We start from the raw sequence: 15,350 nt of genomic DNA, 5'->3' as shown, positions 1-15,350 counted from the left end.
GTCCAGGGCGTCGGTGGTGTCCAGGACCGCCTCCACTCTCGTGGTGGCGGCGCGGCCGGTGGTGGTGCGGACCAGTTCGACGCGGCGCTCGGCCAGGTCCGTGGCTTCGTCCTCGGCGAGTTGTTCGGGGTCGAAGCGGGCCAATGCCTCCTCGATCAGTCGGTCGAGGGTGGTGACCCCGACCCGCTCCACCCGGCTCGCGATGTGGACGTCGACCCACGCGGCCGCCTCCTGGGGGAGCGTGAGGGTGGCCTCGGCGACCCGGCGGGCCCGCCACCCGTCCACCTGACCGGCCTTCACCCGACCCCACGTCCTCGGGAGGCGGTGGACCAGCTCCACGGCCTGGGCCAGGAACACCCGCCCCGACGAGGTCGACCGACCGGTCGCCGCCGCGAACTCGACGACAGCGAACTCGGTGACATAGGCACAGCCGTCACCACCGAGCAGCACCTCACCCTCCCCACCCGGCACCCCGTCGAGCAACGACGCGGCACGAGTCCAGTCATCGACCTCATGAAAAGACGCATACTTCGCGGCCGCCGCGATCTGCAACGCCTCCTCACGCCGCACCCGAGATTGAGAAGAACGAAAGACCTCGAGCACGCTCCCAGGATCATCGGCCGCGTCGAAAGCGGCAGCGTCTGGAAAGGTCGAAGTCATAACAACCAAGATATCGACCACCACCGACAATTCCGGCCCGCCCGGACCAAAGCGCGAGAAAAAACAATTCCTGTCGGGTCAGTCGGCGGAGTCCTCACTGCCAGCCTCGGAACCGTGCCAGCTCACAGGCGGCAGTGAGCCACCAGCTCACAGCCGGCGCATCGCGGTGACCGTGAGGGCGAGCTCGCCGAGGGTGTCGGAGGCGTCGAGGTCGACCCGCGCCTCGATGACCCAGTCGTGGTGGCCGGCGGGGTCGGCGAGCGTCTGCCGGACGTGGCGGACGCGTCCCTCGTCCCACGTCGAGAGGTACGACGGCCCGCGGGCGTCGGCGGTGAGCAGCACCTCGTCGTGGTCGGCGTAGTAGGCCTCCAGCGCGGCGTCCCAGCCGGCCGCGTCCATCGCCGGCGAGCCCTCCAGGCGGTCGGCGTCGGCGCGGTCGAGCGCCGCGAGCGCGCGCACGTCGTCGCGGGCGACCAGCTCGACCCGGCGCCAGATCGCGTTGCGGACCATCACCGCGAAAGCGCGGGTCTGAGCGGTCAGCGCCCGGGGCGGGGGCGGCGGCTCGTGGTGACCGACCGCGGCGGGCGCGCGAGCCGGGTCGGCCAGCGCCTCCCACTCGTCGAGCAGCGAGGAGTCGGTCTGCCGCACCGTCTCCCCCAGCCAGTCGACGAGCTCTTCCAGCTCCGCGGTGTGGTGGGAGGCGGGCACGGTGTGCAGCAGCGTCTTGTAGGCGTCGGTGAGATAGCGCAGCACCAGGCCCTCGGACCGGGCCAGCCCGTAGCGGCCGATCAGGTCGGTGAAGCCCATGCCCTGCTCCCACATCTCCCGCACGACCGACTTGGGGTCGAGCGCGTCGACGGGCAGCCACGGATGGGATTCGCGGTAGGTCTCGAAGAGCGGCTCCAGGAGGTCTGCCAGCGGCTTGGGCCAGGTGACCTCCTCGACCAGAGCCATCCGCTCGTCGTACTCCACGCCGTCGGCCTTGAGCTCGTTGATCAGCTCGCCGCGCAGGGTGTGCTGCTGGGCGAGCAGCAGCTGCCGGGGCGGGTCCAGGACTGCCTCGACGACCGAGAGCACGTCGAGCGTCGCCGCCGGCTCCACCACCTCCAGCGCGGCCAGCGCGAAGTGGGCCAGCGGCTGGTTGAGCGCGAAGTCCGCGGGCAGCTCCTCGGTGATGACGTAGCGGCGGCCGAGCTGGTCGACCGACTCCAGCCGGCGGAGCACCCCCGAGGCGACCAGCGAGCGGGCCAGCCGCAGCGCGCGTCGGGCCAGCCGCAGCCGGGCCCGGCGCTCCTCGTGGTTGTCCAGGAGCAGCCGCCGCAGCACCGGGAAGGCGTCCTCCTCCCGTGCCACCACGTTGAGCAGCATCGCGTTGTCGACCTTCATCCGGCTCTGCAGCGGCTCCGGTCGGCCCTCGACCAGCTTGTCGAAGGTCGCCTCGGTCCACACCACCGTCCCGTCGGGCGCCTTCTTGAGGTTGGGCTTGGAGTTCTTCTTGGGGTTCTGGGCGTTCTTCGCGGTGGCCTTGGCCTTGGCGCGCTCGTTCTCGATGACGTGCTCGGGAGCCTGTACGACGACGTAGCCGGCGGTGTCGAAGCCCGCCCGGCCGGCGCGGCCGGCGATCTGCAGGAACTCCCGGGTCCGCAGCGTGCGCTGTCGACGGCCGTCGAACTTCGCCAGCCCGGTGAAGAGCACGGTGCGGATCGGCACGTTGATGCCGACGCCCAGGGTGTCGGTGCCGCAGACGATCCGCAGCAGTCCCAGCTGGGCCAGTTGCTCGACGAGCCGGCGGTAGCGAGGGAGCATCCCGGCGTGGTGGACGCCGATGCCCTTGCGCAGCAGCCGGGACAGCGTCTTCCCGAAGCCGGCACCGAAGCGCACGCCGTTGACCAGGTCCCGCAGTTCCTCGGTGGCCGGCGGGATCCAGCCGGCGTTCAGCAGCGAGGTGGCGTGCTCGACCGCCGCCGCCTGAGTGAAGTGGACGACGTAGACCGGCGCCTGTCCGGTGGTGACCAGCTCCTCCAGGGTCTCGGCCAGCGGGGTCAGCGACCAGGTGAAGCTCAGCGGCACCGGTCGCTCGGCCTGGTCGACGAGGGTGGTCTCCCGCCCGGTGCGCCGGGTGAGGTCGGCGGCGATGTCGGTGGTGTCGCCTAGCGTGGCCGACATGAGAAGAAACTGCGTCCTCGTGAGCTCCAGCAGCGGCACCTGCCAGGCCCAGCCGCGGTCGGGCTCGCCGTAGTAGTGGAACTCGTCCATGATCACCACGCCGGCATCGGCGCCGGCGCCCTCGCGCAGCGCGATATTGGCCAGCACCTCGGCGGTGCAGCAGATGATCGGCGCGTCGGCGTTGACGGATCCGTCGCCGGTGAGCATCCCGACGTTGTCGGCGCCGAAGACCTCGCACAGGTCGAAGAACTTCTCGCTCACCAGTGCCTTGATCGGCGCGGTGTAGAACGACACCCGGTCGGTGGCGAGCGCCGCGGCGTGGCCGGCCAGCGCGACCAGCGACTTGCCCGAGCCGGTCGGGGTCGCCAGGATGACGTTGTCGCCGGCGAGCAGCGAGAGCACCGCCTCGTCCTGGTGGGGATAGAGGCTCAGCCCGCGCGAGGCGGCGTACGACGTCACCGCGTCGTAGACGGCCTCCGGGCTCGCCCCCGCGGCCGGCCACGGATGTCCGGTCATCGTGCTCGCGGGTGGGCCGTGGCGAAGACCTCACGGAGGTTGTCGACGGTGACGAGGGTGTAGATCTGTGTCGTGGTGACCGAGGCGTGGCCGAGCAGCTCCTGCACCACCCGGACGTCGGCGCCGCCGTCGAGCAGATGGGTCGCGAAGGAGTGGCGCAGCGTGTGCGGCGAGACGTCCCTGGTGATCCCAGCGCGCTCGGCGGCACGGACCAGGACGGTCCAGGCCGACTGCCGGGAGAGTCGGCCGCCGCGGGCGTTGAGGAAGAGCGCCGGGCCGCTCGTCGCGCCGACCAACTCGGGGCGGCCGCGCACGAGGTAGGCCTCGACGGCGGCCAGCGCGTAGGAGCCGACCGGGACCAGCCGCTCCTTGCCGCCCTTGCCGCGCAGCAGCACCGTGCCGTCCATTCCCTCAGGGTCCGACAGGGACAGGTCGTCGACGTCGAGGCCGACCGCCTCGGAGATGCGGGCGCCGGTGCCGTAGAGCACCTCCAGCAGCGCCTTGTCGCGCAGTCCGAGCGCCGTCTCGGTCTGGACCGCGCCCAGGATCGCCTCCACGTCGGACAGCGGAAGCGCCTTCGGCAGCCGCTTGGCCGGCCGGGGCGGCTTGACCGCGGCGGCGGGGTCGGCACCGGTGAAGCCGTCCGCGACCGCGAACTTGTGGAAGCCGCGGACCGCGACCACCATCCGGGCCCGGCTGGTCGACGAGAGCGGCGGATGGTCGGCGTCGCCCTCCGCCAGCCGGGTCCCGAAGCCGTTGACCGTCGACTCGGAGATGCCGTCGAGATCCTCGATGCCCTCGGTCGCGAGGAAGTCGAGATAGCGGCTCAGATCACGTCGGTACGCCGCGAGCGTGTTCGCCGACAGACCCCGCTCCACGCTCAGGTGGTCGAGATAGGTGCGGACGGCACGTGTCAGCGTCGAGGCGGTCATAGCTCGCCGCGTCGCGACTTCACGTTGTAGGCGAGCACCGCCGTCACCAGGCCGCCGTCGCGGACCCGGCCGGAGGTGACGTCGTCGAGGAGGTCGGTGAACCTGATCCACTCGGCGACCAGGTCGAGCTCCTCGTGATGGGGCTCGAAGTCGCCGCGACCGACCCGGCTCAGGTCGCGAGCCAGGAAGAGGTGGAACCGCTGGTTGGTGAAGCCGGGCGAGACGAAGTAGTCCAACAGCGGCGTCCAGGACGCGGCGGCGTACTCCGCCTCCTCGCGCAACTCACGCTGGGCGACCTCCAGGGGCGACTCCCCCGGCTCGTCGAGCACGCCGGCAGGAAGCTGGTAGAGCCGCATCCCGACGGCGTGACGGTACTGCCGCTGCACCAGCACCCGGTGCTCGTCGTCGATGGCGAGCACGATCGCGGCGCCGGGGTGCTCGACCACCAGCCGGTCGAACGGCTCGCCGCCCTCGGGCCTGGTGATGGTGTCCTGCCGCATCGCCACGACCCAGCTGTCGCGGTGGATGTCCCGGGAACCCAGGACGGGCCAGGACTCCTCGACGTCCTGCGCCGGCTCGCTCACTGAGCGCTGGCCTCGGCCAGCGGGGCCTCCCGGACCGGCTCGGGCTCCGGCTCGCGGTGCAGGCCGCGGGTGTCGACGGGAAGCAGCTCCGCCTTCTGGCGGGCCAGTGCGGCGCCGACCAGGCCCTTGAAGAGGGGGTGCGGCCGGGTCGGCCGGGAGCGCAGCTCCGGGTGGGCCTGGGTGGCGATGTAGTAGGGGTGAACGTCGCGGGGCAGCTCGACGAACTCCACCAGGTTGTTGTCCGGCGAGGTGCCGGAGAAGACCAGGCCGGCCTCCTCGAGCTGGTCGCGGTAGGCGTTGTTGACCTCGTAGCGGTGACGGTGGCGCTCCTGGATCACGCTCTCGCCGTCGTAGGCCTCACGGGCGATGCTGCCCTCCTTGAGCGCGGCCGGGTAGAGCCCCAGCCGCATGGTGCCGCCCAGGTCGCCGGCGCCCTCGACGAAGGCGACCTGCTCGGCCATGGTCGCGATGACGGGCTCGGGGGTGTCGGGGTCGAACTCGGTGGAGTCGGCCTTGGCCAGGCCGAGCACCTTCCGGGAGTACTCGATGACCATGCACTGCAGGCCGAGGCAGAGGCCGAGAGTGGGGATGGCGTGGGTGCGGGTGTAGGTGAGCGCGCCGAGCTTGCCCTCCAACCCGCGCACGCCGAACCCACCGGGGACCACGATGGCGTCGACGTCGTGGAGGTGCTTGGCGGCACCCGCCTCGGTGGCGCACTCGTCGGAGGCGATCCAGCGGATCTCGACCTTGGCCTCGTGGGCGAAGCCGCCGGCCCGCAGCGCCTCGGCGACCGAGAGGTAGGCGTCGGGCAGGTCGACGTACTTGCCGACCAGGCCGATGGTGACCTCCTCCTTGGGGTGGTGCACGCGGCGCAGCAGGTCGTCCCACAGGGTCCAGTCGACGTCGCGGAAGGGCAGGTCGAGGCGGCGTACGACGTAGGCGTCGAGGCCCTCGCGGTGCAGCACCTTGGGGATGTCGTAGATGCTGGGGGCGTCGGCGGCGGTGACCACCGCCTCCTCGTCGACGTCGCACATCAGCGCGATCTTCGACTTGATGCCCTGCGGCAGCTCTCGGTCGGCGCGGCACACGACGGCGTCGGGCTGGATGCCGACCTGGCGCAAGGCGGCGACCGAGTGCTGGGTCGGCTTGGTCTTGAGCTCCTTGGAGGGGCCGATATAGGGCACCAGCGAGACGTGGACGAAGAAGACGTTGCTCCGGCCGATCGCCTGCCGGGTCTGCCGGGCAGCCTCCAGGAAGGGCAGCGACTCGATGTCGCCCACGGTGCCGCCGATCTCGGTGATGACGACGTCGATGTCGGGGCCGTCCATGGCGAGGATGCGGTCGCGGATCTCGTTGGTGATGTGTGGAATGACCTGCACGGTCTCGCCGAGGTAGTCGCCGCGGCGCTCCTTGGCGATGACGTCGGAGTAGACCTGGCCGGTGGTCACATTCGCCAGCCCGGCGAGATCGGTGTCGAGGAAGCGCTCGTAGTGGCCGATGTCGAGGTCGGTCTCGGCGCCGTCGTTGGTGACGAAGACCTCGCCGTGCTGGAAGGGGTTCATGGTGCCCGGATCCACGTTGAGGTAGGGATCGAGCTTCTGCATGGTGACCCGAAGGCCTCGAGAGCGGAGCAGCCGGCCCAGGCTGGAGGCGGTCAGCCCCTTGCCGAGGGAGGAGGCGACGCCGCCGGTGACGAAGATGTGCTTGGTCTGGGTCCCCGACTTCATGGACCTCAAGCCTATCCCACGGGGATAGGACCATCGATTCCTGACGCGCCGAATTGGCCGCCGCCACCGGTGATCTGCCGCACCAGGGCGAGTACGGCGGCGACCTGGCCGGCCGGGGTCTCGACCCCGTCGACGGTAGCCGCCGGCGTGCCGGTGGCGCGGACCGCGGCGATGTCGCCACTGAAGCTGTCGCCCACGACGACCACGCCGTGCGCCTTGGCGGCGATGCCCTCGACCAGGCCGGTGACGATGGTGTCCTCGAGGTCCGTGCCGGTGGCCACCAGCACCAGCGGTGCGGTCGCCGCCGTTCCGGCGTCGTCGGCCAGCGAGCCGGCGACGAGGCTCTGCCGGATGGTGGCGATGTCGGGGGTCGGTGCGGCCGCGGCATCGGTGGTGGCGAACGCCGTACCGAGCAGCTGCCCCATCCTGACGTAGGTGGTCGCGGCGGGGTCGGCCGATCCGGCCATCTGGGTCGCCAGCTGGGTAGCGAGGGTGTCGACCATGGACTTCTCGCCGGGCGCAGTGAGGCCCTCGGTAAGGGTGACCCGGCTGGTGACCGCTCCCCCGGCCGCGACGATCTGGTCGGTGAGGCCCTTGAGGACCGTCTCGTCGGCGCCGGGCAGGGCGAGGATGGTGACCGTCTGGTTGGCCAGGCGGCGGTCGTAGAGCGTCGGCGCCACCGCCGCCGCGAAGCTGTCGTCGAGGCCACTCGCGGCCCGCTGACGTGGCTGCGCCGATGCCTGCTTGGCGGGTGTCGTCGTGTCGTCGTCCCCCGCCAGTGGGCCTGCGCCGAGCGCTATCCCGGCGGCGAGGGCGAAGCAGGCGAGGACGAGAGTGAAGCCCGCCCTCATCAGAGGAGCCCCAGGAGCTGGTCGACCCAGTCCTGTCCGACCGGGGTGGCAGCGACCGAGACGGCGACCGCCGCCAGACCGAGGACGGTGGCCGCACCGAGGTGCCACGGCCGCACCTTGCCGGTGTAGAGCTGGGGCAGGGCGCGGGCGTCCACCAGGCGCGGGCCGGCGACCAGCCGGGAGAGGTAGGCACCGGCCAGGCCGGTGCGCCGGCTGTCGAGGAAGTCGGCGAGAGTGGCGGTGAGCCCGACACCGACGATCACGCTGGGGCTCGCGGCGTCGGCGGTGAGCAGCGCGACGTCCTCGGCGGAGACCGTGGTGGTCACGACGTGCGGGGCGACGCCGAGCCGGCCGAGCTGCTCCAGCGGCGCGGTGCCGCCGGCGCGCTCCACCACCACGACGTCCGAGGCCGCGCGGAGGACCTTCGCCGTCGGCAGCTCCTCGGCCACGACCACGACATCGGCCTTGATCCGGCTCTTGCGCAGCCGCTCGGCGGCGGCTCCGACGGCGATCACCAACGGACGCTGCTCCTGGACGAAGCGCTTGACGCCGGCGAGCTCGCCGACCTTGGCCTGGGAGACGACGACCACGGGGCCACCCTCGACCCTGCCCTCCAGGGCCGGCAGCCCGGCGCCCGACAGCAGCACGTCCTGCTCACGACGCAGCAGTTCGGTGGCGTTGTGCGCGAAGGTCTCCAACTGAGCCACCAGCCCGCTGCGGGCCGAGCCCATGGCGGCCCGGACGGCCTCGGCGTCGAGGCCACGGCCCTGCGCGATCAGCTCCTCGCCGGCGTACACGCCGCCGTCGTGGACGCGAGCGTCCTCGGTCTCGGCCAGGCGCGCGAACGCCGAGCCGCCGATTCCCTCGACCAGCGGGACGCCTGCCTCGGCAAGCAGCTCCGGGCCGAGGTTGGCGTAGCGGCCGGAGATCATCTGCTGGGCGTTGACCACCGCCACCACGCCGGCGTCCAGCAGCGCTTGGGCGGTGCCGCGGTCCAGGTCGAGATGGTCGATGACGGCGATGTCCCCCGGCTCCAGCCGCGGCAGCAGCGAACGGGTCGGACGGCCGGTGCGGACGGGCCCGGTGACGCCGGGCAGGAGCGGTTGACGCGTGGTGAGTCTCATGACCGTGCCATGCTCGCATCCGGCTCCGGCCGGATCCCGCACCCTTTCGGGCGTGTCTTCGAGGTCGCCCGACCGGGTCAGCCGCGGCCGGCGCGCGCCACCTCGAGCAGCTCTCGGGCGTGGGCGATGGCGGTGTCGGAGTCGGAGAGACCGGCCAGCATCCGCGACAGCTCCCGCTCTCGGCCGGCGTCGTCGAGGACGCTGAGGCCGGAGCTGGTCACGGTGCCGTCGCTCGACTTCTCCACGACCACGTGCCGGTCGGCGTAGGCCGCCACCTGGGGCAGATGGGTGACCACCAAGACCTGGGCGGAGCGGGCCAGCCGGGCCAGCCGTCGGCCGACCTCGACCGCGGCGCTGCCGCCCACGCCGGCGTCGACCTCGTCGAAGACGAACGTGGGCACCGGGCTGGTGCCGGCCAGTGTCACCTCGATCGCCAGCATGACCCGGGACAGCTCGCCTCCCGAGGCGCCCTTGTCCAGTGGCCGGGGGTCGCTGCCGGTGTTGGCCGCCAGCAGCAGCTCGACCTGGTCGATGCCGCCGCGGCCGAAGCGCAGCACCCGCTCGCCCACCGGGAGTCCGTCTGGCGCCTCGACCTGACGGACGGCGACGCTCAGCCGGGCGTGCGGCATCGCCAGCAGCACCAGCTCGCCGGTGACCTGCTCGGCCAGTCGGGTCGCGGCCCGGGTGCGCTCGGCGGACAGCTCGCCGGCCGCCTCGGCCAGCCCAGCGCGCAGGCTCGCCCGGGCGGCACCGAGCCGCTCGATCCGCTCGTCGGTGCCGTCGAGGTCGACCAGCCGCTCGGCCGCCTCGGTGGCCCAGGCCAGCACCTCGTCGATGGTGTCGCCGTACTTCCTGGTCAGCGCGGTCAGTGCCGCCCGCCGCTCCGAGACCGCGGCCAGCCGGGCGGGGTCGGTCTCGACCCGGGAGGAGTACGACGCGATGTCGGCCGCGACATCGGAGAGCAGGTAGGTGATCTCCGCGAGCCGGTCGGCGAGCGCTCCCGCTTCGGCGTCGTGATCGCGGACGCCGTCCAGCAGACCCCTGGCCGCGCTGGCCGCGGCGAGGGCATCGGGGGCGCCGTCGTCGCTGGAGAGCGCCTCGCGGGCCTGCTCGGCGGCGGTGCGCAGGGTGTCGGCGAAGCCGAGCCGGGACTCCTCCGTCGCGAGCGCGGCGTCCTCGCCCGGCTGCGGCTCCAGCGCCTCGATCTCGGCGAGGCCGAAGCGCAGCAGGTCGGCCTCGCGCGCCCGCTCCCGCTGCGTCGCCGACACCTCGGCGAGCTCCTGCTCGGTCTCGGCCAGCCGGTGGTAGAGGGCTCGGTAGCGCGCCAGCAAGCCGGCCAGTGCCGGGCCGCCGAAGCGGTCGAGCGCCTCTCGCTGGGCGCGTGGCTGGAGCAGCCGGTGCTGGTCGGACTGGCCGTGGACCGCTACCAGCGGCTCGGCCAGCTCGGCGAGCGTGGCCACCGGCACCGAGGCACCGCCGGCGAAGGCCCGAGAGCGCCCCTGCGCCGCGATCGTCCGGGCCAGCACGACCCGGTCGTCCTCCACCTCGCCACCGGCCTCGTCGATGGCCGCCGCGAAGTCGGCGAGCCGGTCGGTGACGACGATGCCCTCGACGCGCGCCGTCTTGGCGCCTCGCCGGACGGCGCCGGAGTCCGCGCGACCACCCAGCAGCAGGCCGAGGGCGGTGACGATCATGGTCTTGCCGGCGCCGGTCTCCCCGGTGATGACGGTGAGTCCCGGGCCGAGCTCGAGCACCGAGTCGTCGATGACGCCGAGCGAGGAGATCCGGAGCTCCTCGATCACGGCCACTCCTGCGCAGCGGAGCCGTCGCCACTCGGTCGTGCCGAGCCGCGGTCGCGCTTGCGCTGCTCGGCAGCGCCGCGCCAGCCGTCCACGGGGAGGCCGAACTTGCGGACCAGCCGGTCGGTGAACGGCGCCTCGTGGAGGCGCACCAGCCGGACCGGGTGACTCCCCCGGGTGACCTCGATGCGGGCGCCGACGGGCAGGTCGAAGGCCCGTCGGCCATCGCACCACAGCACCGCCGCGGCGCCGTCGGCGCGGCTGATCACCTCGATCGCGAGCTCGCTGGTGGGCGCGACCACCAGCGGCCGCGCGAACAGCGCGTGAGCGCTGATCGGGACCATGAGCAGCGCCTCGACGCCGGGCCAGACCACCGGGCCACCGGCACTGAAGTTGTAGGCGGTGGAGCCGGTCGGGGTGGCACAGACCACCCCGTCGCAGCCGAACCGGGACAGCGGCCGGTCGTCGACCTCGATGACCACCTCGAGCATCCGCTCGCGGGCGGCCTTCTCGACGCTCGCCTCGTTGAGCGCGAAGGTGTGGAAGACCTCCTCACCGTCGGTGAAGACCCGGACGTCGAGCGTCATCCGGTCCTCGGCGACGTAGCGGCGCTGCACGATCGCGTCGATGGTGGACTCGACGTCGTCGTACTCCGCCTCGGCGAGGAAGCCGACGTGACCCAGGTTGACGCCGAGCACCGGGATGCCGGTCTCGTGGGTGATCTCTGCGGCCCGCAGGATGGTGCCGTCGCCGCCGATCACGACGACCAGCTCGCAGGCCGAGGTCGCGTCGGCGTCCGTCTCGGCGAGCTCCACCGCGGGACGGTACGCCGTCGGGTCGATGCCGAGGTCGCCGGCCTCGGTCGCCGGCACCCGGACCACGATGCCGTGCCCGGTCAGTCCCTTGCAGAACGCGAGGGCGACCTCGCGGGCCTCGTCTCGCCCGGTGTGGGTGAGGACGAGGACGTGCCGGTCCTGCTCGCGGCCGGATGCCGTCGTGGCTCTCACTGCTCAACCTTCTCATCCGGCGCCGACATCTCGCGGACCAACCCGACCTTGCGGTGGACCGCATCGGCAATGGCCTCGGCGGCGATCGCCGGCGGACCCTGGCGCAGCCACAGGAAGAACTCCACATTGCCCGAGGGTCCCGGCAGCGGGCTCGTGGTCACCGCTCTCGCGCCCCAGCCCCGGATCGCGGCGGCCGCGGCCACCCCGTTGACCGCCTCGGCCCGCAGCGTCGAGTCGCGCACCACGCCGCCCTTGCCCACACGGTCCTTGCCCACCTCGAACTGCGGCTTGACCATCAACGCCAGGTCACCGTCGTCCCTGGTGACGCCGAGCAGCGGGTCGAGCACGAGTGCCAACGAGATGAAGGACAGGTCGCCGACGACCATGTCGACGGGACCGCCGATCAGCTCGGGGGTCAGGTCACGGACATTGGTGCGGTCGTGGACCTCCACCCGCTCGTCCTGACGCAGCTTCCAGGCCAGTTGGCCGTAGCCCACGTCGACCGCCACCACCCGGGCGGCGCCGTTGCGGAGCAGCACATCGGTGAAGCCGCCCGTCGAGGCGCCGGCGTCGAGACAGCGTCGACCGGACACACGCAGTCCGAGCGGTGCGAACGCAGCCAGCGCGCCGGCCAGCTTGTGCGCGCCCCGGGAGACGTAGTCGGGTGTCAGCGGGTCGTCCTTGACCACGATCGCCACGTCGGTCGTCACCCCGGTGGCCGGCTTGGTGGCGAGGGTGCCGCCGACGCTCACCCGTTGCGCGGCGATCAGCTCGCTGGCGTGCTCCCGGGAGCGGGCGAGCTTGCGACGCACCAGCTCGGCGTCGAGGCGCAGTCGTCGTGGCGGCACGGTGATGGGTCCGGCTCAGGCCGGACTGTCCGGGTCGGCGTCGAGGGCCCGGCGCAGCTGGTCGTGAGCGCGCTCGAAGACGCCGACGTGCTCCTCCAGCGGCAGGTCGCCGATCCCGTCGACCTCGGCCAGCACGGCGTCCACGGCGGCGACGCCGGTGCGGACCGGCTCGCCGGCGAGCTCGTCCTCGGCCGTGGCAGCGGGCTCGTCTCCCTCGCTCATAGCGCGTAGATTACCGGGGCGTGCAGGCCCTCGGCGGTCGCCGGCGTGCCGGTGGCGTCGAGGTGTCGCCAGCCGGCGACCGCGACCACGCGCCACCAGTCCGCGACATCACCGGCACCCTCGACAACGGCCCGGCCGCCGTCGATGCGAGCGGTCCAACCGCCGAGGCGGGTCGTCTCCCCGGCCGGCTCGGGTGCCGGATGGGCGATGCCCAGGCCACCCAGGTCCGGCGAGAGGTACGTCGGCCGCTCGTTCGGTCGCGCCGACAGCAGCTCTGGCAGACCGGTGACGCCGGTAAGGACCAGCAGGGAGTCGAGTCCGCTGTTGTGGGCGCCGGCGATGTCGGTGTCGAGTCGGTCGCCCACCATCAGCGGCCGGCGGCCGCCGACGCGTCGTACCGTCTCGTCGAGCAGCGGCCTGGCCGGCTTTCCCGCGACGACCGGCTCCACCCCGGTGAAGCGGCGCAGGGTGTCGACCAACACGCCGTGGCCCGGTGCGGTCCCGTAGTCGGTCGGGATGCTCATGTCGGTGTTGCTGGCGACCCACCAGAGGCCGTCGCGGATCCGGACCGCTGCGCGCATGATGTCGCGCCACGGGATCTCGGGTCCGTAGCCGGTCGCAACGGCAGCCGCATCATCCTCCGCCCCAACCGGGACCAGCGTCTCGGCCGCCAACGCCTCGCGGAGTCCAGCGGCTCCGAGGCAGACCACCCTGGCGCCGTCGCCCAGCCGCTGTCGCAGAACCCGGGCGGCGGCCTGTGCCGAGGTCACGACGTCGGTGGCGTCGGCCGGGACTCCGAGGCCGGTCAGCTGCCGCGCCACCGTCTCGGGCGGCCGGGACGCGTTGTTGGTGATGAACGCGAGCCGCAGGCCCGCCGCCCGGGCAGCGCTGAGCGCCTCCGGAGCGCCGGCGACGGCCGAGCCGCTGATGTAGACGACGCCGTCCAGGTCGAGCATCGCAAGGTCGTAGGCACTGGTCAGCGGCACGGGCGAGGGTCCCAGCATGTGGTCACCCTAGCGATCCCTGCGACCGTGGCCCGATCACGAGGCAAGTGCTGAATCGATGGCGCCGCGGGCGGGATTGATCAGCACTTCCCTAGGATGGTCTGATGGACGTGGCGGTGCGAGATCGGGCGGACACCGTCGTGACTCCTCCTCATCTGGCCGCGCCGCTGCTGCTCGAGCCGTTCTTCGCCCACATGTTCCGGCCGTCGCGGATCGGGGACCCGGCCAGCGCCCGGCTCTTCGCTCGACCGTACGCAGCGGTGGCCGGTCGGTTCCGACAGTGGCACGAGCGTGGTCGCATCTCGGTCGACGATCGTGCCGCGGTCTACCTCCACGAGTTCAGCTCGGGCGGCGACACGGTCCGCGGCCTGGTCGGCGCGCTCGACCTGACTCGCCGGGCTGTCGTCGGCGCCGATCGGGCGGTGCTGCCGCACGAGGGCATCCATCCCGCCCAAGCCGACGAGCTCGCCGACAGGATGGAGGAGATGCACCTGCACCCGGCGCCGATCCTGCTGGCGCACCGCGGCTCGGCATCGCTGCGCGAGACCGTCACGACGATCGCCGCTGCGCCGCCGTCACGCCAGTTCGAGGACCGCTCGGGCCAGCGACACCGGATCTGGGCGATTCGCGACACCACCTCTCTCGCCGAGATCGCCGCCGAGATCGCTGGCGCTCGGGCGGTGATCGCCGACGGTCACCACCGCTATGCCGCCTATCTGCGGGTGCAGGCCCGCCACCCCGGCACACCGGCCGATCGCGGCCTGGCCATGCTTATCGACCAGCGCGACACGCCGTTGCAGCTACGGGCCATCCACCGCTTCCTCGACGGAGTCACGCTGGCCGATCTTCAGGCGGCCGCTACTGCTGCCGGGTTGACCTTCGAGTATCGGCCGGCACCGTGCGGCAATGACGTCAGCGATGACACCCTCGTCGCCAATGACGGGCGCGGCTGGGCCACGCTGCGACTGCCGGCGCGTCCGGACCGCACCGTGGTGGAGGTGCTGCACGAGGCGGTGCTGCCCTCGCTGCCGCGTGGCCCCCGCCGGATCGGCTACCACCACACCACCGAGGAGGCGCTGGCGTTGAGCGCCCGCCGTCGTGGCACCGCCGTGCTGCTGCCGGCGCCGACCATGGAGCAGGTGCTGCTCACCGTGGCCGAGGGGCGGCTGCTGCCGGAGAAGGCGACATCGTTCCAGCCCAAGCCCAATCTCGGCGTGCTCATGCGCTCGCTCGACGACGAATGAGACGACCGGACATCACCTCGATCTCCACCCGCGAGCCGGTTGTCGTGCCGAGACGGTAGAACCGTCTTCGCAGTGCGCCCTCGACCTCCACGACGTCCCCGGCCCGCCATCGCCTGACATGCTTGCGCGCAGCCGGCCGCCACACCGTGCAGTCGAGCACGTCCACGCTCCGTCGGCCGCGTCGCGCCTCTGGTGGCCGATCCACGATCACGCGGAACGTCAGCAACCGGTCGCCGCTCGGGACTCCGCGCTCCTCCGGATCGACGCTGATGCGTCCTCGCAGTCTGACCTCGTTGACGCTCTCCGGCGTCGCCCTCTCCTCGCTCTGCACCGTCACGGCAGATCACCTCCTGTGACCAGCGAACCGACTGGCACCGACAGGCAACGGCAGCGGGGTGATCGCCTGTGGAAAACGGGTGGTCAAGCGCCCGCTGTGGACGATTCTTGGCCAATTCGCGCCACAGACTCACAAATCGCGGAGCACCGCTGGGCCCCGAAATGGCAGCAGGGCCATCCCCTAAGGGATGGCCCTGCGCAAATTTTGTCCGGCGGCGTCCTACTCTCCCACAACCTCGCGGTTGCAGTACCATCGGCGCTGACAGGCTTAACTTCCGGGTTCGGGATGGGACCGGGTGTTTCCCATATCGCTATGGCCGCCGTAACTCT

At 72.1% G+C, this 15,350-nt stretch carries 13 protein-coding genes, 1 rRNA gene and 1 pseudogene; 1 reads left to right on the top strand and 14 read right to left on the bottom strand.

Annotation, left to right across the window (positions count from 1 at the left end):
• The 12 genes and pseudogenes from QM595_RS04570 to QM595_RS04515 all read right to left on the bottom strand — a co-directional run.
• Positions 1–603: pseudogene (locus QM595_RS04570) on the bottom strand (hypothetical protein); the annotation flags it as partial.
• A gap of 204 nt (positions 604–807) precedes the next feature.
• The gene (locus QM595_RS04565; RefSeq protein ID WP_415170344.1) at positions 808–3,342 is read right to left on the bottom strand and encodes a DEAD/DEAH box helicase; all 2,535 of its coding nucleotides are present in this window, start codon (positions 3,340–3,342) and stop codon (positions 808–810) included.
• The gene (gene xerD / locus QM595_RS04560; protein WP_415170343.1) at positions 3,339–4,274 is read right to left on the bottom strand and encodes a site-specific tyrosine recombinase XerD; all 936 of its coding nucleotides are present in this window, start codon (positions 4,272–4,274) and stop codon (positions 3,339–3,341) included. The genes QM595_RS04565 and xerD overlap by 4 nt, the downstream gene beginning before the upstream one ends.
• Positions 4,271–4,858, bottom strand: a complete 588-nt coding sequence (locus QM595_RS04555; RefSeq protein ID WP_415170342.1) for an NUDIX domain-containing protein — start codon at positions 4,856–4,858, stop codon at positions 4,271–4,273. Before QM595_RS04555 ends, xerD begins: the two co-directional genes overlap by 4 nt.
• Positions 4,855–6,585 (bottom strand): CTP synthase, encoded by a 1,731-nt coding sequence (locus QM595_RS04550; RefSeq protein WP_415170341.1) that lies wholly within the window; start codon positions 6,583–6,585, stop codon positions 4,855–4,857. The genes QM595_RS04555 and QM595_RS04550 overlap by 4 nt, the downstream gene beginning before the upstream one ends.
• A gap of 11 nt (positions 6,586–6,596) precedes the next feature.
• Entirely contained in the window at positions 6,597–7,436 is an 840-nt protein-coding gene (locus tag QM595_RS04545) for a copper transporter (RefSeq protein WP_415170340.1), read from the bottom strand.
• A complete protein-coding gene (gene steA / locus QM595_RS04540; RefSeq protein WP_415170339.1) occupies positions 7,436–8,560 on the bottom strand; it encodes a putative cytokinetic ring protein SteA in 1,125 nt (374 codons plus the stop codon). The genes QM595_RS04545 and steA overlap by 1 nt, the downstream gene beginning before the upstream one ends.
• Before the next feature lie 77 nt (positions 8,561–8,637).
• Positions 8,638–10,362: a DNA repair protein RecN gene (recN, locus tag QM595_RS04535; protein WP_415170338.1), complete on the bottom strand. Its 1,725-nt coding sequence runs from the start codon at positions 10,360–10,362 to the stop codon at positions 8,638–8,640.
• The gene (locus tag QM595_RS04530) at positions 10,359–11,366 is read right to left on the bottom strand and encodes an NAD kinase (RefSeq protein WP_415170337.1); all 1,008 of its coding nucleotides are present in this window, start codon (positions 11,364–11,366) and stop codon (positions 10,359–10,361) included. Before QM595_RS04530 ends, recN begins: the two co-directional genes overlap by 4 nt.
• Positions 11,363–12,214, bottom strand: coding sequence for a TlyA family RNA methyltransferase (locus tag QM595_RS04525; protein ID WP_415170336.1), 852 nt, complete (start codon positions 12,212–12,214; stop codon positions 11,363–11,365). The genes QM595_RS04530 and QM595_RS04525 overlap by 4 nt, the downstream gene beginning before the upstream one ends.
• A 15-nt stretch (positions 12,215–12,229) precedes the next feature.
• Positions 12,230–12,436, bottom strand: a complete 207-nt coding sequence (locus QM595_RS04520) for a hypothetical protein (protein ID WP_415170335.1) — start codon at positions 12,434–12,436, stop codon at positions 12,230–12,232.
• The gene (locus QM595_RS04515) at positions 12,433–13,440 is read right to left on the bottom strand and encodes an HAD-IIA family hydrolase (RefSeq protein WP_415170334.1); all 1,008 of its coding nucleotides are present in this window, start codon (positions 13,438–13,440) and stop codon (positions 12,433–12,435) included. Before QM595_RS04515 ends, QM595_RS04520 begins: the two co-directional genes overlap by 4 nt.
• Positions 13,441–13,544: 104 nt before the next feature.
• Here QM595_RS04515 and QM595_RS04510 point away from each other — a divergent pair, with 104 nt between their 5' ends.
• Positions 13,545–14,684 (top strand): DUF1015 family protein, encoded by a 1,140-nt coding sequence (locus tag QM595_RS04510; RefSeq protein ID WP_415170333.1) that lies wholly within the window; start codon positions 13,545–13,547, stop codon positions 14,682–14,684.
• Here the strand turns inward: QM595_RS04510 and QM595_RS04505 are convergent.
• Together QM595_RS04505 and rrf are read right to left on the bottom strand one after the other, a co-directional pair.
• Entirely contained in the window at positions 14,659–15,021 is a 363-nt protein-coding gene (locus QM595_RS04505; RefSeq protein ID WP_415170332.1) for a single-stranded DNA-binding protein, read from the bottom strand. The two genes, QM595_RS04510 and QM595_RS04505, sit on opposite strands and share 26 nt — an antisense overlap.
• 206 nt (positions 15,022–15,227) lie before the next feature.
• Positions 15,228–15,345 (bottom strand): 5S ribosomal RNA (gene rrf, locus QM595_RS04500).
• Positions 15,346–15,350: the final 5 nt, after the last annotated feature.

It is taken from the genome of Nocardioides sp. (assembly GCF_047607185.1).
Lineage (GTDB): Bacteria > Actinomycetota > Actinomycetes > Propionibacteriales > Nocardioidaceae > Nocardioides.
Note: the sequence above shows the minus strand (reverse complement) of the source record. Positions and strands in the feature narration are given on the sequence as shown.